The sequence below is a fragment of the Streptomyces sp. NPDC004658 genome, assembly GCF_040609555.1.
Classification (GTDB): domain Bacteria; phylum Actinomycetota; class Actinomycetes; order Streptomycetales; family Streptomycetaceae; genus Streptomyces.
Genome location: NZ_JBEXKG010000158.1, coordinates 1 through 17,018 on the forward strand (window position 1 = coordinate 1; position 17,018 = coordinate 17,018).

The 17,018-nt window shown below is 74.5% G+C and carries 18 protein-coding genes and 1 riboswitch; of the genes, 12 read left to right on the forward strand and 6 right to left on the reverse strand.

Going from position 1 to position 17,018, the window contains the following annotated elements; genetic code table 11:
- From ABZV94_RS33930 to ABZV94_RS33940, 3 genes are all read right to left on the reverse strand, one after another.
- Nucleotides 1–534 (reverse strand): FAD-dependent oxidoreductase (locus ABZV94_RS33930; protein WP_356347367.1); only part of this gene is annotated, 534 nt, incomplete at its 3' end.
- Nucleotides 527–829: a (2Fe-2S)-binding protein gene (locus tag ABZV94_RS33935; RefSeq protein ID WP_356347370.1), complete on the reverse strand. Its 303-nt coding sequence runs from the start codon at nt 827–829 to the stop codon at nt 527–529. The genes ABZV94_RS33930 and ABZV94_RS33935, both read right to left, overlap by 8 nt.
- On the reverse strand, nt 826–1,986 hold the full coding sequence (locus tag ABZV94_RS33940) for an FAD-binding oxidoreductase (RefSeq protein ID WP_356347371.1): 1,161 nt from the start codon (nt 1,984–1,986) through the stop codon (nt 826–828). The genes ABZV94_RS33935 and ABZV94_RS33940 overlap by 4 nt, the downstream gene beginning before the upstream one ends.
- Nucleotides 1,987–2,126: 140 nt before the next feature.
- On the opposite strand from ABZV94_RS33940, the gene ABZV94_RS33945 reads away from it, so the two are divergent.
- The 10 genes from ABZV94_RS33945 to ABZV94_RS33990 all read left to right on the forward strand — a co-directional run bounded on the left by ABZV94_RS33945 (nt 2,127) and on the right by ABZV94_RS33990 (nt 11,554).
- Complete coding sequence (locus ABZV94_RS33945; RefSeq protein ID WP_356347373.1) at nt 2,127–2,249, forward strand: putative leader peptide; 123 nt, start codon at nt 2,127–2,129, stop codon at nt 2,247–2,249.
- An 82-nt stretch (nt 2,250–2,331) separates the two neighbouring features.
- On the forward strand, nt 2,332–3,219 hold the full coding sequence (locus ABZV94_RS33950) for a glutathione S-transferase C-terminal domain-containing protein (protein WP_356347376.1): 888 nt from the start codon (nt 2,332–2,334) through the stop codon (nt 3,217–3,219).
- Between the two features lie 77 nt (nt 3,220–3,296).
- Nucleotides 3,297–3,407: riboswitch (SAM riboswitch) on the forward strand.
- A 351-nt stretch (nt 3,408–3,758) separates the two neighbouring features.
- The gene (locus ABZV94_RS33955; protein ID WP_356347378.1) at nt 3,759–4,742 is read left to right on the forward strand and encodes an amino acid ABC transporter permease; all 984 of its coding nucleotides are present in this window, start codon (nt 3,759–3,761) and stop codon (nt 4,740–4,742) included.
- The gene (locus tag ABZV94_RS33960; protein WP_356347381.1) at nt 4,739–5,530 is read left to right on the forward strand and encodes an amino acid ABC transporter ATP-binding protein; all 792 of its coding nucleotides are present in this window, start codon (nt 4,739–4,741) and stop codon (nt 5,528–5,530) included. Before ABZV94_RS33955 ends, ABZV94_RS33960 begins: the two co-directional genes overlap by 4 nt.
- Nucleotides 5,531–5,682: 152 nt before the next feature.
- On the forward strand, nt 5,683–6,702 hold the full coding sequence (locus ABZV94_RS33965) for an ABC transporter substrate-binding protein (RefSeq protein WP_356347382.1): 1,020 nt from the start codon (nt 5,683–5,685) through the stop codon (nt 6,700–6,702).
- Between the two features lie 47 nt (nt 6,703–6,749).
- Entirely contained in the window at nt 6,750–7,559 is an 810-nt protein-coding gene (locus ABZV94_RS33970; RefSeq protein WP_356347385.1) for a GNAT family N-acetyltransferase, read from the forward strand.
- 14 nt (nt 7,560–7,573) lie between these two features.
- Nucleotides 7,574–7,687 (forward strand): putative leader peptide, encoded by a 114-nt coding sequence (locus tag ABZV94_RS33975; RefSeq protein WP_331491838.1) that lies wholly within the window; start codon nt 7,574–7,576, stop codon nt 7,685–7,687.
- Nucleotides 7,688–7,836: 149 nt separating this feature from the next.
- Nucleotides 7,837–9,039 (forward strand): LLM class flavin-dependent oxidoreductase, encoded by a 1,203-nt coding sequence (locus tag ABZV94_RS33980; RefSeq protein WP_356347387.1) that lies wholly within the window; start codon nt 7,837–7,839, stop codon nt 9,037–9,039.
- Between the two features lie 26 nt (nt 9,040–9,065).
- Entirely contained in the window at nt 9,066–10,466 is a 1,401-nt protein-coding gene (locus ABZV94_RS33985) for an NtaA/DmoA family FMN-dependent monooxygenase (protein WP_356347389.1), read from the forward strand.
- Nucleotides 10,463–11,554, forward strand: a complete 1,092-nt coding sequence (locus ABZV94_RS33990) for an LLM class flavin-dependent oxidoreductase (RefSeq protein ID WP_356347392.1) — start codon at nt 10,463–10,465, stop codon at nt 11,552–11,554. The genes ABZV94_RS33985 and ABZV94_RS33990 overlap by 4 nt, the downstream gene beginning before the upstream one ends.
- A gap of 103 nt (nt 11,555–11,657) precedes the next feature.
- On the opposite strand, the gene ABZV94_RS33995 is transcribed toward ABZV94_RS33990, so the two are convergent.
- Nucleotides 11,658–11,936, reverse strand: a complete 279-nt coding sequence (locus ABZV94_RS33995) for a hypothetical protein (protein WP_356347394.1) — start codon at nt 11,934–11,936, stop codon at nt 11,658–11,660.
- A gap of 418 nt (nt 11,937–12,354) precedes the next feature.
- Nucleotides 12,355–13,440, reverse strand: a complete 1,086-nt coding sequence (locus tag ABZV94_RS34000) for a M12 family metallopeptidase (RefSeq protein ID WP_356347397.1) — start codon at nt 13,438–13,440, stop codon at nt 12,355–12,357.
- A 94-nt stretch (nt 13,441–13,534) separates the two neighbouring features.
- On the opposite strand from ABZV94_RS34000, the gene ABZV94_RS34005 reads away from it, so the two are divergent.
- Nucleotides 13,535–15,259: a LuxR C-terminal-related transcriptional regulator gene (locus tag ABZV94_RS34005; protein ID WP_356347399.1), complete on the forward strand. Its 1,725-nt coding sequence runs from the start codon at nt 13,535–13,537 to the stop codon at nt 15,257–15,259.
- A 54-nt stretch (nt 15,260–15,313) separates the two neighbouring features.
- On the opposite strand, the gene ABZV94_RS34010 is transcribed toward ABZV94_RS34005, so the two are convergent.
- Entirely contained in the window at nt 15,314–16,297 is a 984-nt protein-coding gene (locus ABZV94_RS34010; RefSeq protein ID WP_356347401.1) for a helix-turn-helix domain-containing protein, read from the reverse strand.
- Between the two features lie 56 nt (nt 16,298–16,353).
- Here ABZV94_RS34010 and ABZV94_RS34015 point away from each other — a divergent pair.
- Nucleotides 16,354–17,018: MFS transporter (locus ABZV94_RS34015; RefSeq protein WP_356347403.1), on the forward strand; the 665-nt coding region annotated here is incomplete at its 3' end.

Consider the following 17,018-nt stretch of genomic DNA (forward strand, 5'->3'; position numbering starts at 1 on the left):
GGCCACCGGCAGCAGCAGCGGCCCGGTCCCGGCCACCACCGCCGTGCGGCCGGGCAGCACCAGGCCGCCCTTGAGCATGGCCTGCGCGCCGCCCGCCGTGACGACCCCGGGCAGCGTCCAGCCGGGGAAGGGCAGCACCCGCTCGTACCCGCCGGTGGCGAGCAGCACCGCGTCGGCGCGCACGGTGACGCCGTCCTCCTGCGCGGGGCCGAGCAGGGCGTGCACGGCGAACGCCCCGGAGGCGGAGTCCCGTTCCACGCACCACACGTGATGGTCGGTCAGGTGGCGGATCCGGCCCGCCGCACGGTGCCGGTCCAGGCCGTCCCGCAGCCGCTCCCACGTGCGCCACTGGTGGTGCAGGGCCTGCGGCCGGCGTGCGCCGAGGGCGGTGGCCGGCTGCCGGTAGAACTGTCCGCCGGCCTGGTCGGCGGAGTCGACCAGGGTCACCCGGACGCCCCGTGCGGCTGCCGCCAGCGCGGCGGCGAGCCCGGCCGGGCCCGCGCCGACGACGGCGAGACGCGGTCGTTCAGTCATCGTCCCGGCCCGTCCCCTCCTGCGATCGGATGACGTCTCCCGGGCGGACCGGCACCAGGCAAGCCCGTTGGTTGGGACGGCCGTTGACGGTGACCAGGCAGTCGAAGCACACCCCGATCCCGCAGAACACCCCGCGGGGCCGCCCGGCGACCCGTGTGCTGCGCCAGGCCGTCACGCCCGCCGCCCACAGCGCCGCGGCGACCGTCTGGCCCGGCAGCGCCTCCAAGGGGCGGCCGTCGAAGGTCACGGTGCAGGCCGGGCCCGGCCGGGCCCGGGTCAGCTCCCTCGGATTCACCGGACGTCGCCTCCCTCGGTGTCGAACCGCTCCGGCCGGAACGGCGTGAGATCCAGCTCCGGCGTCTTCCCGGTGAGCGCCTGCGCGATCAACTGCCCGGTGCCGGGGGCGAGTCCGATGCCGGCCCCCTCGTGCCCGCAGGCGTGGAACAGGCCGGGAACCCGCGGATCGGGCCCGATCGCCGGCAGATGGTCCGGCAGGTACGGCCGGAAACCCGCGTACGTGCGCAGCGCGCGGACCCGTTCCAGGAAGGGGAACAGCCCGATCGCCCCGGCGGCGAGCGCCCGCGTCGCGGTCAAGGACAACGACCGGTCGAAGCCGACCCGCTCCCGGGTGGCCCCGATCAGGACCGGGCCGGCGGCCGTGCCCTCCACGACCGGTGAACTGCGCAGGGCGGCCGAGTCGCTGGCCACGTCGGCCACGTAGTCCGCGGCGTACACCTTGTGCCGGACCCTGCGCGGCAGCGGCTCGGTGACCAGCACGAAGCCGCGCCGGGGGAGCACCGGCAGCCGGACGCCGGCGAGCGAGGCCAGGTCGCCGCCCCAGACGCCGGCCGCGTTGACCACCGCCGGTGCGTGGATGTCGCCCCGGTCGGTGCGCACGCCGTACACCGCTCCCCGCGCCGTGCGCAGCACCCCGGTCACCGTACGGCCGGTGTGCACGGCGGCGCCGGAGGCGCGGACCAGGTGTGCGGCGGCCAGCGCGGGCATGACCTGGGCGTCCTGCGGGTAGTGCACCGCGCCCGCCATGCCGGGCGCCAGGTGCGGTTCCAGTTCCCGCAGCCGGTCCGCGCCGACCGGTACGGCGGTGACGCCGGCGGCCCGCTGGTCCGCGGCGAAGTCCCGCAGCGCGGCCAGGGCGCCGGGCGTCGGGGCGACCACGAGGCCGCCCTTGGGCTCGTACTCGATCGCGGTGCCCAGTTCGCGCGCCAGGCCCGCCCACAGCCGGCCGGACAGCAGCGCCAGTCGGAGCTCCGGGCCCGGCTCCTTGTCGGAGACGAGCAGGTTGCCCTCGCCGGCTCCGGTGGTGCCGCCGGCCACCGGGCCCCGGTCCACCAGTCGTACGTCGAGTCCGGCGCGCGCGGCGTAGAGGGCACAGGCCGCGCCCACCATTCCGGCCCCGACGACCACGACGTCGCAGGTCAGTCGCTTCGCCACGCCAGTACTATGTCACATGTTCCTGTCGGTGAGGAGTCCCCGGCGCCGACCTCGATTCCCAGGCGTGGACGCCCCCTTGACGTCGCACGGAGCCCGATCGACACTCCAGGGAGGGAATCCTAGTGAACAGGTAGGGAATCATGACGCGCCGCGACACGGGCACCGGTCACACCGGCCGGACGCCGTTGCGCGCTCCCCTGCTCACCTCCCGCCGCCACATCGACCTGCAGCGTGTCTGCAGCGCGATCAGCCACCGCCGCTGAGCCGGGCGCCCCTTCGCCTCCACCGACCGGTCACGCCCGCGCCGGCCGCGCCCCTCCGCACACCCACCACCCGGGGAGACGCATGTCCATCACTCCGCTCGCCGCCGTCCCGTCCACCCCCGGTACCGCGCCGGTCTTCCGGGGCCGGATCGGCCGGGACGCGCGCAGCGGCCACTACGCCGTGCCGCACCGCTACCGGCTCCATCTGTCGACCGCCTGCCCCGACGGGCTGCGCCTCGCCGTCGGCCACAGCCTGCTCGGACTGGAAGCCCACTGTCCGGTCACCCTCCTGCCCGCCGTCCCGGACTGTCCCGGCGGCGGCCACGCGGCGCTCCGCCCGCTCTACGAGGCGAGCGCCCACCACTACACCGGCCCGGCGCTCGCGCCCGTGCTCAGCGACGACTGGTCCGGACGCATCGTCAGCACCCACACCCCCGGCATCCTGCGCGACCTGGACCTGTTCCGGCCGGGCGGCCACGACCGCCTCTACCCCTCCGGGCTGGAGTCCGTGATCGAGGCCGTCGAGCGGATGTGCGCCGAGGGCATCGAGGAGGCCGCCCAGCGCGCCGGACGCGCCGGTGCCGACCCGGCCGAACGGGCCGCCGCCCTCGACGTGCTGCTGGACACCCTGGGCCGGCTGGAGCGACGGCTGAGCGGCGAGGAGTACCTGGCCGACGACCGGCTCACCGCCGCCGACATCGACCTGTGGGTCACGCTCGTGCAGCTCGACACCGTCCACCGCTGCCACCTCGACGCCTCCGCCGTGCACCGCATCGCCGACCACCGCTCCCTGTGGGCCTACGCCCGCCGCCTGGCCGCCCGCCCCGCCTTCGGCCGCCACCTCGACCTCGACGGCATCGCCCGCCGCCACCACGGCCGCTGCCAGGGTCTGGAGGCCGCCGGAGCAGCTGTCCAGATCCTGGACTGGGCAGGCCACGCGGCAGACACTTCCGACGCTTCTCGCAGGTGAGAGCCCGCCGCCGATGTCCACTTGGCGGACGACCGTTGACATTCGAACGGTCAACTGCCTTACTTACGGCTCAGAACGGTCATGAGCGTCAGCGCCAAGCCCTGGCTCGCTGACCGGCAACCCTCGCATCGCGGTGGGGTGCCCCAGGTGACGACCGGACCGGATGACGTTTTCGGTAAGCGCGAGGCCCCACGGGGCCGGAACAGTGACAGGTGACGCCATGTACGCAGCTCCCAGGACGGCCGCGAGCCGCCCCCAGGGCTGCGTACCGTCGTACGCCGGTCTCCTCGTCGCCGACCGCGCCGTCGATCTGCTCCGCGTGAACAGCGCACTGTGTACCGCACCGGGCTCTGCCCGCTGTCAGGGCTGACGTCTCCTCCCAGCCCCGCGTTCCCGCCGCACACCGTCCGCCGGATGTGCCGTTGTCCGCCCAGCCCCCGGTTCCGCGCCTGTCCGTGCGCCGCCTCGTGCCGCAGTGCCGTCGTGGCCCACCTCCGCTCCCGCGCGGCCCCGGGGTGACCGACTCCGCCGGAGCCGCCATGAGTGAAGCCCCAGGCGCCGCCGTCTCCCTAGCCGAGGCGCCGGCCCCCGCCGACACCCCGTCAAAGCCCTTGGAACCGCAGCGAGTACAGCCGCTGCGCCGCCCCGGCCGGTGGATCGTCACCGCCGTCGTCCTCGTGCTCGTCGCGCAGATCCTGCACGGACTGGTCACGAACCCCTTCTACCAGTGGGACCGCTTCCGCTACTGGTTCCTGCGCCCCACCGTCCTCGACGGCCTCCTCGTCACCCTCGAAGTCGCCGCGCTCAGCGCCGTCCTGGGACTGCTCGGCGGCATCCTGCTGGCACTTGCCCGGCTCTCCGGAAGCCCGGTGCTGCGCGCGGTCAGCTGGACCTACACCTGGCTGTTCCGCTCCGTACCGCTCATCGTCGTACTGATCTTCCTGTACAACTTCAGCGCCCTGTACAAGACGTTGAGCCTCGGGGTGCCCTTCGGGCCCGCCTTCGTCACCTTCGACGAGTCCCGGCTGGCCACCGACATGACGATCGCCGTGATCGGCCTCAGCCTCAACGAGGCGGCGTACGCGGCCGAGGTGGTCCGCGGCGGCATCCTCTCCGTCGACCAGGGACAGCACGAGGCGGCCGCCGCGCTCGGCCTGCCCCAGGGCTACCAGTTCCGCAGGATCGTCTTCCCGCAGGCCCTCAGGTCCATCACGCCGAACTACGTCAACCAGCTGATCGGCCTCATCAAGAGCACGTCCCTGGTCTTCTACGTGTCGCTGCTGGACCTGTTCGGCGCGGTGCAGTCGATGGGCAGCACCTACCCCGGTGACGTGGTGCCGCTGCTGATGGTCGCCACCGTCTGGTACCTGATCCTCACCAGCGCCGTGTCCGTCGTCCAGTTCTACGTCGAGCGGTACTACGCCCGGGGTGCCACCCGCACCCTGCCGCCGACCCCCTTGCAGAAAGCCCGGGCCGGACTGGCCGGCCTGCGGGCCCGGCTGCGCCGGGAGGCCGCCGTATGACCACCGCGCAGACCCTCCCGAAGACCGCGCCCGCCGCGCTCGAAGTGCACGGCGTCCACAAGTGGTACGGCTCCCACCACGTACTCGACGGCATCGACCTGACCGTCCGCCCCGGCGAGGTCACGGTGATCCTCGGCCCGTCCGGCTCCGGCAAGTCCACGCTGCTCAGGGTCCTCAACCACCTGGAGAAGCCCGAGACCGGCCACGTCAGCGTGGACGGCGAGCTGATCGGGGTGAAGCGGCACGGGGGCCGGCTCAAGGAACTCAGCGAGCGCGCCATCCTCGCCCAGCGCAGCCGGATCGGCTTCGTCTTCCAGAACTTCAACCTCTTCCCGCACCTGACCGTCCTGGAGAACGTCGCCGCGGCCCCCGCCGCCACCGGCAGGCTGAGCAGGGTGGCGGCCCAGGAACTCGCCTTCGAACTCCTCGACCGCGTCGGCCTCGGCGACAAGACCGGCGCCTACCCCCGGCAGTTGTCCGGTGGTCAGCAGCAGCGCGTCGCCATCGCCCGCGCCCTCGCCCTGCGGCCCGGGATCATCCTCTTCGACGAGCCGACCTCCGCACTCGACCCCGAACTCGTCGGCGAGGTGCTGGCCGTCATCAAGGACCTGGCGAGCGGCGGCACCACCCTCGTCATCGTGAGCCACGAGATCGGCTTCGCCCGCGAGGTCGCCGACCGGGTCGTCTTCATCGACGGCGGCCGGATCGTCGAGCAGGGGCCGCCCGGCGAGGTGCTCGACCGGCCCCGGCACGCACGGACCCGGGAATTCCTCGGCAAGGTGCTCTGACCGGACCCCCGCGGGCCGCTCCGCGCCGCCCACCCGGGCAGGCCGCCCCGGCCCTGCCGCCCGGATCCTCCACGACCACCGCCCCCCACGGCACCCAGCCCACCCCCACACCACACACCCACCCTCATCAGCGAGACAAGGACAGTCACGCCATGCCTACCCACCTCTCCCGTCGCGCCCTGATCCGCGGCATCTCCGCGGCGACCGCCGTCACCGCCCTCGCCACCGGGCTCGCCGCCTGCGGGGGCGACAGCGAGGCCGTCACCAAGACCGACACCACCGGCACGGTGACCGTGGGACGGCTGTCCAACGGAGCCGCCAAGGAGACCGCGCTGAAGGTCTCCGAAGTGAAGTCCATCAGCGCCGAACTGCCGGCCTCCGTGCGCAGGAGCGGCAAGCTCGTCATCGGCGTCGGCGCCCTGCCGTCGGGCTCCGCCCCCCTGAACTTCGTGGGCAGCGACCAGAAGACCCTCACCGGCTCCGAGCCCGACCTCGGCCGCCTGGTCGCCGCGGTCCTGGGCCTGAAGCCCGAGATCAGGAACTCCACCTGGGAGAACCTCTTCGTCGGCGTCGACAGCGGCAAGGTCGACGTGGCCTTCTCCAACGTCACCGTCACCGAGGAACGCAAGAGGAAGTACGAGTTCGCCTCCTACCGCAAGGACAACCTGGCCTTCGAGGTGCTGAAGAAGAACCCCTGGAACTTCGACGGCGACTACGAGAACCTCGCCGGCAAGACGGTCAGCGTGGGCGCCGGCACCAACCAGGAGAAGATCCTCCTGGAGTGGAAGGCCAAGCTCGCCAAGGAGGGCAAGAAGCTCACCGTCAAGTACTTCCCGGACCAGAACGCCACCAACCTGGCCCTGAGCAGCGGCAAGATCGACGCCTTCTTCGGTCCCAACCCCGCGGTCGCCTACCGGGCCCGGCAGACCGCGAACACGCCCAACGCCACCCGCAACGCCGGCAGCTTCTCCGGCGCAGGCGAGACGCTCCAGGGCCTGATCGCCGCCACCGCCAAGAAGGACAGCGGGCTCGCCGAGCCGCTCGCCGACGCCCTCAACTACCTGATCGAGCACGGGCAGTACGGCAAGTGGCTGGCCGCCTACGGCCTCTCGAACGAGTCCGTGGCGAAGTCGGAGGTCAACCCGCCCGGTCTGCCGCTGGACAACTCCTGACGATTCATCGATCTGTCGATATGGAGTCGAAAGAGGGCGTCGCTCCCGTGGCTCACCCGACCGGCGTCCGCACCGGCACGGCCCCGCCCCTGCCCGGCACCGCCGTCCTGGACAACGCCGTGTGGGCCGCCCTCACCGGCCCGCACGCCCCGCTCGCCGACCGGTACGGCCGCGCGGCCCGCTACCGGCCGGAGACCTACGCCTTCGCGGCGCTCGCCGACCCGGCGGACCCGGCGGCCTGGGCCGACCTGCACACCCTCGTCGGTCCGGGACACCCGGTGCGGGTCAAGCCGGTCGAGCGGGTTCCGGACGGCTGGGAGGTGCTCGGCGAGGGCATCGGCGTCCAGCTCGTGGACACCGCTCTGCGGGCCGAACCGGCTCCCGAGGCGGTGCGGTTGGGAGCCGGCGACGTCCCCGAGATCCTCGATCTGGTGGCCCGCACCCGGCCGGGCCCGTTCCTGGGACGGACCGTCGAGATGGGCACCTACCTCGGCATCCGGCACCGGGGCCGGCTCGTCGCCATGGCGGGGGAGAGGCTGCGGCTGCCCGGCTGGACCGAGATCAGCGCCGTGTGCACCGACCCCGCCTACCGCGGCCGGGGACTGGCCACCCGGCTGGTGCGCGCGGTCGCGGCCGGCGTCCGGGAACGCGGGGACACCCCGTTCCTGCACGCCGCGGCCGGCAACACGTCCGCGATCCGGCTCTACGAGTCGCTCGGTTTCACCCTGCGCCGCCGCTCCCGCATCGTGCACCTGCGCAGCCCGGGAACAACCGGCGCCGGGCGGACGTTGGACGTCACGACGGGATCCACCGGGCGGACGCCGGCCCGGCCCGCCACGCCCGACGGACGGAGGTGACGGCCGTGACCCGAGTGCCCCCGCAGGCACGCCCGCCGCGCGCCCCGCACCCGTACCGGTCCGTCCGGCTGCACTCCCGGCCGCACATAGACCTCCAGCGCGTGTCCGCCGCGCTCTGTCGCCCCTGACCTCTCCCCGGCCCTCGCCCCGGCCCTCGCCCCGGCCAGGGGCTCCTCCCGCCACGCCCGCCCGGGGCCCGCGCCGCCCGCCCCGGCCGCCGCCGGCCCCGCGGGCCGGTGGCCCCGTACGGACATCGGACATCAAGGAAGGCACCGACGTGTCCTCAGCTCCCTCCGCACCCCTGCACCTCGCCGTCGCCCTGGACGGCACCGGATGGCACCCGGCGTCCTGGCGCGAGCCGGTCGCACGCCCCCGCGACCTGTTCACCGCCGGCTACTGGACCGACCTGATCACCGAGGCCGAACGCGGTCTGCTCGACTTCGTCACCATCGAGGACGGCCTCGGCCCGCAGTCCTCCCGGCTCCTCGCACCCGACGAGCGCACCGACCAGGTCCGCGGCCTGCTCGACGCGGTCCTCATCGCCTCCCGCGTCGCCCCGGTCACCCGGAACATAGGCCTGGTCCCGACCGTAGTGGCCACGCACACCGAGCCGTTCCACATCTCCAAGGCCATCGCCACCCTCGACTACGTCAGCACCGGACGCGCGGGCCTGCGGGTGCGGACCAGCTTCCGCCCGGACGAGGCCGCGCACTTCGGCCGGCGCACCATCCCCCGGATCGACGGCTTCGACAGCCCGGACGCACAGCAGGCGATCACCGACCTGTTCGACGAGGCCGCCGACCACGTGGAAGTGATCCGCCGGCTCTGGGACAGCTGGGAGGACGACGCCGAGATCCGGGACGCGGCGACCGGCCGCTTCATCGACCGGGACAAGCTGCACTACATCGACTTCGAGGGCCGCTGGTTCAGCGTCAAGGGCCCGTCCATCACACCCCGCCCGCCGCAGGGCCAGCCCCTGGTCACCGCCCTCGCCCACCAGACCGTCCCGTACCGGCTCGTGGCCCGCCAGGCCGACGTCGGGTACGTCACCCCGCACGACGCCGACCAGGCCCGGGCGATCGTCGCGGAGATCCGTGCCGAGCAGGAGGCGGCGGGCCGCGCCGGCGAGACGCTGCACGTCTTCGGTGACCTCGTCGTCTTCCTGGACGACAGCCGGGCCGGGGCCGAGGCCCGCCGCGACCGCCTCGACACCCTCGCGGGCGAGCCGTACACCAGCGACGCCCGGATCTTCACCGGTACGGCCGCCCAACTCGCCGATCTGCTGGAGGAGCTGGCGGCGGGCGGACTGACCGGGTTCCGGCTGCGGCCCGCGGTCGCCGGCCACGACCTGCCCCGGATCACCCAGGACCTGGTGCCCGAGCTGCAGCGCCGCCGCCGCTTCCGGGACGCCTACGAGGCCGGCACCCTGCGCGGTCTCCTCGGCCTCGCCCGCCCCGCCAACCGCTACGCAGCCGCCTGACCGCCGGAGAGGACGACCGTACCGCCATGAGCAAGCCGCTGAAGCAGATCCACCTGGCCGCCCACTTCCCCGGTGTCAACAACACCACCGTGTGGAGCGACCCGGCCGCCGGCAGCCACATCGAGTTCAGCTCCTTCGCGCACTTCGCGCGGACCGCCGAACGGGCCAAGTTCGACTTCCTGTTCCTCGCCGAGGGACTCCGGCTGCGCGAACAGGGCGGCCAGATCTACGACCTGGACGTGGTCGGCCGCCCCGACACCTTCACCGTGCTCGCCGCGCTGGCCGCCGTCACCGACCGGCTGGGCCTGACCGGCACCATCAACTCCACGTTCAACGAACCGTACGAGGTGGCCCGCCAGTTCGCGAGCCTCGACCACCTCTCCGGCGGCCGGTCCGCGTGGAACGTGGTCACCTCCTGGGACGCCTTCACCGGCGAGAACTTCCGGCGCGGCGGCTTCCTGCCCCAGGAGGAGCGCTACTCCCGCGCCAAGGAGTTCCTCGCCACCGCGCACGAGCTGTTCGACTCCTGGCGCGGTGACGAGATCATCGCCGACCAGGCCGCCGGCACCTTCCTCCGGGACGCCGAGGCCGGCGCCTTCGTGCACCAGGGGCGGCACTTCGACATCCACGGCCGGTTCAACGTCCCGCGCTCCCCGCAGGGCCGCCCGGTCATCTTCCAGGCGGGCGACTCCGACGAGGGCCGCGAGTTCGCCGCCTCCAGCGCGGACGCGATCTTCAGCCGGTACTCCACACGCAAGGAGGGACAGGCCTTCTACGCCGACGTCAAGTCCCGCCTCGCCGCGTACGGCCGCCGCCCCGACCAGCTGCTCATCCTGCCCGCGGCGACCTTCGTCCTCGGCGACACCGACCAGGAGGCCGCCGAACTCGCCCGGGAGGTCCGCCGGCAGCAGGTCAGCGGCGCCACCGCCATCAAGCACCTGGAGTTCGTCTGGAACCGCGACCTGTCGGCGTACGACCCCGAGGGCCCGCTGCCCGAGGTGGACCCCGTGGTCAGCGAGGACCACATCTCCCGGGGCCGCGCGCAGGTGCGGATGTACCGGGACCCGGTGGCCATCGCCCGCGAGTGGCGGCAGCTCGCCGAGGCCAACAAGTGGTCCATCCGCGACCTGGTCATCAACACCGGCAACCGGCAGACGTTCATCGGCTCCCCGGAGACCGTCGCGACGACCATCAACGACTTCGTGCAGGCCGACGCCGCCGACGGCTTCATCCTCGTCCCGCACATCACCCCCGGCGGGCTCGACCCGTTCGCCGACAAGGTGGTCCCGCTGCTCCAGGAACAGGGCGTCTTCCGCGCCGACTACGAGGGCACGACCCTGCGCGACCACCTGGGGCTCGCCCACCCCGACGCCGGCGCAGGGGCCGGCACCCGTACCGGTGCCTCGCCCGCGCGGGCCGCGTCGTGAAGTTCCTCGCGATCACGCTGATCGTGCACCGGCCCGACCCGGTCACCGGAGTCCTGGGGCCGACGCACGAGCGGTTCCGCGAGGTGCTGGACAACGCCGTGCTGGCGGAGGAGCTGGGCTTCGACGGATTCGGCGTGGGGGAGCGGCACGAACGGCCGTTCCTCTCCTCCGCGCCGACCGTCGTGCTCAGCCATGTCGCCGCGCTCACCCGCCGCATCCGGCTCTTCACCGCCGTCACCACCCTCAGCCTGCTCGACCCGGTCCGGGCCTACGAGGACTACGCCACCCTGGACCACCTCTCCGAGGGGCGCCTCGACCTGATCATCGGCAAGGGCAACGGCACCGCGCAGCGCGAGCTGTTCCACGTCACGCCCGAGGACCAGTGGGACCGCAACGCCGAGAGCTACGAGGTGTTCCGGCGGCTGTGGCGCCAGGACCGGGTGACCGCCGACACCCGGTTCCGGCCACCGCTGAAGGACGCCGAGGCGTGGCCGCGGCCGTACCAGCGACCGGTCCGCGTCTGGCACGGCAGCGCCACCAGCAAGGAGTCCGTGGACCTCGCCGCCCGCTACGGAGACCCGCTGTTCTCGGCGAACGTCACCCATCCCGTGGAGCCGTACGCCGAACTGGTCCGCCACTACCGCGAACGCTGGGAGCACTACGGCCACGACCCGGCGGCGATCGCGGTGGGCGCGGGCTCGGCCGGGCTCCTCGTCGCCCCGACCTCACAGGAGGCGCTGACGGCATACCGCCCGGTCTTCGAGAGCAACCTGGCCTTCCAGCGGTCGGCGGGCCTGCCCGTGGTCTTCGAGACCCTGGAGGACTTCGTGGCGCGCAGCTCGGCGCTGATCGGCAGCCCCGAGCAGGTCATCGACAAGGTGCACCGCTACCACGAGCGGCTGGGGCACACCGTGCTGCACGTGACCGCGGACGCCGGCGGCCTGCCCGCCGCCCGGCACCGCGCCTCGCTGGAACTGTTCCAGTCGGCCGTCGCGCCGGCGCTGCGCCGGGACATCCCGGACCCGCCGTTCCCCTGGGCACCGGTCCTGCCCCGGCAGGCGCCCGAGCCCGTGCCCGTCGACCGTTGAGGAGCCGCCCGCGCTCCGGCACCCCGCGCGCGGCCACGCCCGCCACCGGCCCGCCGGGCGGCACCTCGTCCCGGACGTGGCAGGCACGCCCCCGGGGTGGTGCTCACTCCTTCCGGTCGAGCCGGTGCGCCGGGGTGCCCACGGACCTGCCGTAGGCGATCGCCTCGGCGCGGCCGGCGTCGTCGCCGCGCCGGTGGCGGAACACCTTGCCCGCGAAGACGACGATCCGCTCCTCGCCGTCGGTGAAGTCGGCGTACCAGCCGAGGGCGGGTTCCAGCGCGTCGGCGAGCGCCCGCGCGATCCCGGCGGCGTCGTCACCGTCGTACTCCCACTCCACGAGCGTCCACGCGGGCGGCTGTCCGCCGGCCGCGCCCGCGGACATGTCGAGACACCCGACCCTGCGCAGCCGCGTCCCGGCCGGCGGCACGAACGCGGCGCCGTCGCCGCGAGCAGCGGAGCCAGTGCCTCCTCGGGTCTCCGTCCCGCGGTGTCGACGACGATGTGCACCTCCGGGGAGGCCCCCGAGGACGATGAGCGTGCCGTCATCGTGCCCCCGGCGGAGCGCGGGCGGCCGGGGCGCGCGCATGTTCACGCGAGCGCAATGGTGGAGGCCGGTCCGGGGGCGGGGGCCGCCTGCCCACCGTGGCGGGGTGACCAGCCTGGCGTGGTCCCGCGGTCCGTACGGAGCAGGACACCGGCGTGGGGGGGGGGGGGGGGGGCGCCCCCCCCCCCCCCCCCGCGCCCCCCCCCCCCCCCGCTCCCCCGGTGCCGGACAGTGGCTCTGTGTCGTCCGTGTGCCGTCACCAGCACATGACCGCCGTCTCTCCCGCCCCCCACGTGGAGTACAGACGGACCCGGACGACATAGCGGCGGCCCTTGACGAGCCGGACCCGGACGGCGGCGTTGTCCGGAGTGCCGCCGTCGTCGTGGCCCGCGAGGAAGCGCGGCTCCCCGTCGCGCTCCTCGAAGACCACCAGCACGGTGTCGGCGTCGCCGAAGGCGCCCACGGTGTACTCGCGGGTCTCCGGCGGCTCGACGGTGAAGTCGGCCTGCTCGCCCGGCCCCAGACCGAGCGGCGCGGACCGGAAGGGCACCAGTGCGGCCGGTCCCCCCGGAGCCGCGGGCGGGTACCAGCGGAGCACGAACTCCTTGTCGGCCGGGGACGGCGTGCCGGGCGGACGCAGCCCCCCGCGGTACTGCTCCGGTTCCAGCACCAGCCCCGGCCCGAACGGCAGCGTCATCACCGACTGCGGATCCCACACCGAGCCGCCCGCCTCACAGGGGTCCAGCCGGTGCAGCACGTTCGTGTACGTGGTCTCCCGGCTCCAGAAGTTCGGCGGGCCCGCGAGCTCGGCGTACACGGCCTCGTCGTCCCAGTGCAGCCCGGCGAACGGACTCTGGTGCTCGTGCACCATGCCGAGCGCGTGCCCGATCTGGTGCAGGACGGTCCCGCGCTCCCCGGGCGCGGTCACGTCCCAGCCGAGGTTCATGGTGCGCTCGCCCCGGCCCACCGACAGCGCCTCCCGGCCGATCGCCGACCAGGACCCGGCACCGGCCTGGAACCCGATCCGCAGCTCCGCCTCGTGCCGGTCGCCGACCTCGGCGAACGTGACGCCGATACCGAGGTCCTGCCACTCGCCGAAGCACCCGCGGACGACGTCCCGCTGCTCCTCGCCGCCCGCCCACGGCACCCGGCGCAGCTCCCCGGTCCCGGGGACCGGGATGACCGAGGCGTCGGTGCGGGCGTCCAGGAAGCAGTAGTGCAGGACCGTGCCGTCGACCCACATCCGCCGCCCGGCGAGCAGCGCGCCCAGCCGCTCGGCGGTCAGCCCCGGTGCGAACGACGGGGCCGGCTGCCGCGGTAGCGAGCAGAGGCGTCGGGTCATGCGGCCAGCGTGCCCGCCGCCCCGGCCGCACGCCTGAGTCGGGGGCTACTCAAGTCGCCCTGTATCAGACCTGAGTACGCGCGCTCAGGATGATGTGAGGACTTACGAACAGGACGCCAAGACCCTGGAGCTGCCCTGGCCGTTCACCGGCCGGGCCGACGAACTGGAGCTGGTGCGCGGTTCCCTGACCGCCGGGCGGCCCGGCATCGTGGTGACCGGCCCGGCGGGCCGCGGCAAGACCCGGCTGATCACCGAGGCGGTCCGGGGCACGGACCACGCCCGGGTGACCGGCACGCCCGAGGCCCGGGACCTGCCCCTCGCGGCGTTCGCGCACCTGCTCCCCGACACCGTCTCGCTGCACCGCGCGGTCCGCGCGCTGTCCGGCGTACGGCTCCTGGTCGTGGACGACGCCCAGCTGCTGGACGAGGCCTCCGCCGCCCTGGTCCACCAGCTCGCCGTGCAGGGCCGCACCCGCCTGGTCGTGGCCGCGGCGGACGGCCCGCCCGCGCCCGGCGCGGTGTCCCGGCTGTGGACCGGGGAACTGCTGCCCCGGCTGGCCCTCGACCCGCTGTCCCCCGAGGACACCGCCCAGTTGCTCGCCGGCGCCGGCCTGGAACCGCTCACCGTGCGTCGGCTGCACCAGGCGTGCCGGGGCGATCTGCGGCTGCTGCGCGAGCTGGTGACCGCGCTCACCGGGTCCGGCCGGCTGACGCCCGTCCCGGGCACCGGGGAACGGGCCTGGCGCGGTCCGCTGCCGGTCACCCCGGCCGTCCGCGAGCGGCTCGCCCCCGCCCTGGAGCGGTCCGCTCCCGGTGAACGCGACGCCCTGGAACGCCTCGCGTTCGCCGAGCCCCTGCCGCTGCCCGTGGACGAGCTGGACCTGGACGTCCTCGAACGCCTGGAGGCGGACGGCCTGATCGACGCCGACGACCGGGGTGCCGTCTGCCTCGCCCACCCCCTGCACGGTCCCGTGCTGCGCGCCACGGCCGGCCGGCTGCGGGCCCGCCGGCTGGCCCGCGCGCCCTTCGCGCACGGTCCCGCCCTGGACGCCGAACAGCGCACCCTGGTCCGGCGGATGGACCGGCTCGACGTCCGGCCGGTGCCGACGCCGGTGGGGGAGTGGCTGCTCGCGGAGGGCCGGCCGCTGCCGGCCGGGTACGCGGCGGTCCGCGCCCGGTACGCGCGTCTGCGGGGCGAACTGCGGGAGGCGGCGGCGTGGGCCCGGGAGGGGTTGCGTCAGGCTCCCTCGGACAGCGGGTGCGGACGGGAACTCGCGCTCGCCGAGGGCCGGTCGGGCGAGGTGACCGACCCGGACGACATCCACGCCGTCTACGACGCCGTACGCCTCGGCGAGCCAGGGCGGGCCGTGGGGCGGCTCCCGGCCGGCAGCGTGCTCGCCCGGCACGCGGACGCGCTGGCGCGCGCGGACGGGGCCGCGCTGGACCGGGCGGCGCAGGCGCTGGCCGAGCGGGGGTTCCTGCTGTACGCGGCGGAGGCGCACGCGCAGGCGGCACGGGTCCACCGTGACCCCCGGGCCGCCAGGCTGTCCCGTACCCGGGCCGTCGCGCTGGCCCGCCGCTGCCAGGAGGCGCGCACGCCCGCGCTGGCCGGGCTGGTCCTCGGTGAACTCACCGCCCGGCAGCGGCAGATCGTCACGCTGGCCGCGGCGGGGCTGAGCAACCGGGAGATCGCCGAGCGGCTGACGCTGTCCGTGCGGACGGTCGGCAACCACCTGTACAGCGCGTACACGCGGCTCGGCACGGGGGACCGGGGGGCGTTGCCCTGGCTGGTGGAGGTACCGGAGGGGGAGACGGCCTAGCTTGCGGGGACGGGGCCCGGCACCGAGGGGGAGCAGCCCCGTGGGGAGCCGGGTTCAGCGGCACAGGGCGTCGCCGAGCGCGGTGCGGGCGTAGCGGACGATGCGGCCGCTGCGGGTGCGGGTGAGCAGACCGGCGTCGTAGAGGACCGCCAGGTGCTGGCTGACGGCACCCGGGGTCACTCCGAGGCGGTGGGCCAGTTCCGTGGTCGAGGCCGGTTCGGCGAGGAGCAGCAGCAGGCGGGCGCGGGGGCGGCCGAGGAGGCGTACCAGGGCGTCGTCGTTGACGGGGGGCGGCTCCTCGGAGAGGGTGGCCCGGCCGCGCGCCGGATACATCAGGACCGGCGGGTGGGCGGGATCGATCAGCGGCTGGACTCCGCGGGCGAACAGGGTGGGCAGCAGCACCAGTCCGCGGCCGGCGACGCTCACGTCGGTCCAGGGCGCCGGGACGGTGAAGTCCCGCGTGGACAGCCGCAGCAGGCCGTCACTCCAGGCGAGCCGCGCGTCGAGGTCCGCGAACAGCGCCCCGGCGCCCTGCTCGGCGAGCACCCGTCCGCGGTGGGCGAGGTCCGCCTCCAGGATGCTCTGTGCGCGCGGCCACCAGTCGGCGGCCAGGCAGGTGTGCCAGTAGGCGTCGAGGGCGCCGGTGATCCGGGCGAGGAGGTCCGCGGGGGCGGCGAGTCCGCGGGCGATGACCGGCGGCAGGGCCTTGGGGGTGCGGTAGGTGGCGCGGAAGTCCGCGTCGACGACCTCGGGTGGGGTACGGCCGAGCCGGCCGAGTTCCTCGGCGAATCCGGGTCGGGCGCGTTCCGGGCGGGGGGTGAGGAAGTCCGGCACCCACAGCCAGGGCGTGACGAGCGCGCCGAGCACCTCGTGGTCGAGGTCCGCCAGGCGGGGCCGGATGCGGCGCAGCCACGGCCGGTGGTGCGGGTAGCGGGCCGGGTCGTGCAGGCAGCGCAGGGAGAACACCGCCTCCTGGAGCGGGGAGTACGCGAAGGAGGTGGTGGCGAGGTCGCCGACGGCGAGGCGGAACTCGATCATTGAGCGCCACGCTAAATCATTGTCCGCGGGGACGCACCGACGGGTTGGCTGTGTACATGACGACGACACCCGTCTCCCCGGCTCCCGCCCCGGACGGCGGTCCCGCGCCGCGGCGTGCCACCCGGGCCGCCGGCCTGCTGCCCGCGGACCCGGTGCTGCGTCTGGCCAGTGTGCTGACGCTGGTCAACGCCCTCGGCAACGGCCTCTACTTCCCCCTCGGCGTCCTGTACTTCACGCGCGTCGTCGGCCTCGACGCGACCGCCGTCGGTGTCGGGATGACGGTCGCGGGACTGGTCGGTGTGGCAGCCGGGGTGCCGGCCGGGCGGGCCGCCGACCGCTGGGGCGCACGGCGGGTCGGCGCACTGCTGTGGGGCGGCACCGGGCTGGCCACGGCCGCGTACGCGCTGGTGGACTCCTACCCCGGCTTCCTCGTCGCCGTGGTGTGCGCGACGGGCTTGCAGATGGCGAGCCGGGGGGTGCAGGGAGCGCTGTACGCCGACGTGCTGCCGGCGGCGACGCGGGTGGAGGCGCGGGCGTACCTGCGCATGGTGGTGAACGTCGGCATGGGCGTCGGCGGTGCGTTCGGCGCCGTCGCGCTCCAACTCGACACGCACACCGCGTATGTGACGGTCATTCTCCTCGACGCGCTGTCGTTCGCGGGCCCCGCGCTGCTGCTGCCCCGGCTGCCGCTGGCGGCGCACGTGGCCGGGCGGGCCGCGCC

Bases quoted from the DNA above. Each gene is read 5' to 3' on its own strand.
- ABZV94_RS33945 (WP_356347373.1), top strand. From the start codon at position 2,127: ATGACGCGCCGCGACACGGGCACCGGTCACACCGGCCGGACGCCGTTG.
- ABZV94_RS33950 (WP_356347376.1), top strand. From the start codon at position 2,332: ATGTCCATCACTCCGCTCGCCGCCGTCCCGTCCACCCCCGGTACCGCG.
- ABZV94_RS33955 (WP_356347378.1), top strand. From the start codon at position 3,759: ATGAGTGAAGCCCCAGGCGCCGCCGTCTCCCTAGCCGAGGCGCCGGCC.
- ABZV94_RS33960 (WP_356347381.1), top strand. From the start codon at position 4,739: ATGACCACCGCGCAGACCCTCCCGAAGACCGCGCCCGCCGCGCTCGAA.
- ABZV94_RS33965 (WP_356347382.1), top strand. From the start codon at position 5,683: ATGCCTACCCACCTCTCCCGTCGCGCCCTGATCCGCGGCATCTCCGCG.
- ABZV94_RS33985 (WP_356347389.1), top strand. From the start codon at position 9,066: ATGAGCAAGCCGCTGAAGCAGATCCACCTGGCCGCCCACTTCCCCGGT.
- ABZV94_RS33995 (WP_356347394.1), bottom strand. From the start codon at position 11,936: ATGTCCGCGGGCGCGGCCGGCGGACAGCCGCCCGCGTGGACGCTCGTG.
- ABZV94_RS34000 (WP_356347397.1), bottom strand. From the start codon at position 13,440: ATGACCCGACGCCTCTGCTCGCTACCGCGGCAGCCGGCCCCGTCGTTC.
- ABZV94_RS34010 (WP_356347401.1), bottom strand. From the start codon at position 16,297: ATGATCGAGTTCCGCCTCGCCGTCGGCGACCTCGCCACCACCTCCTTC.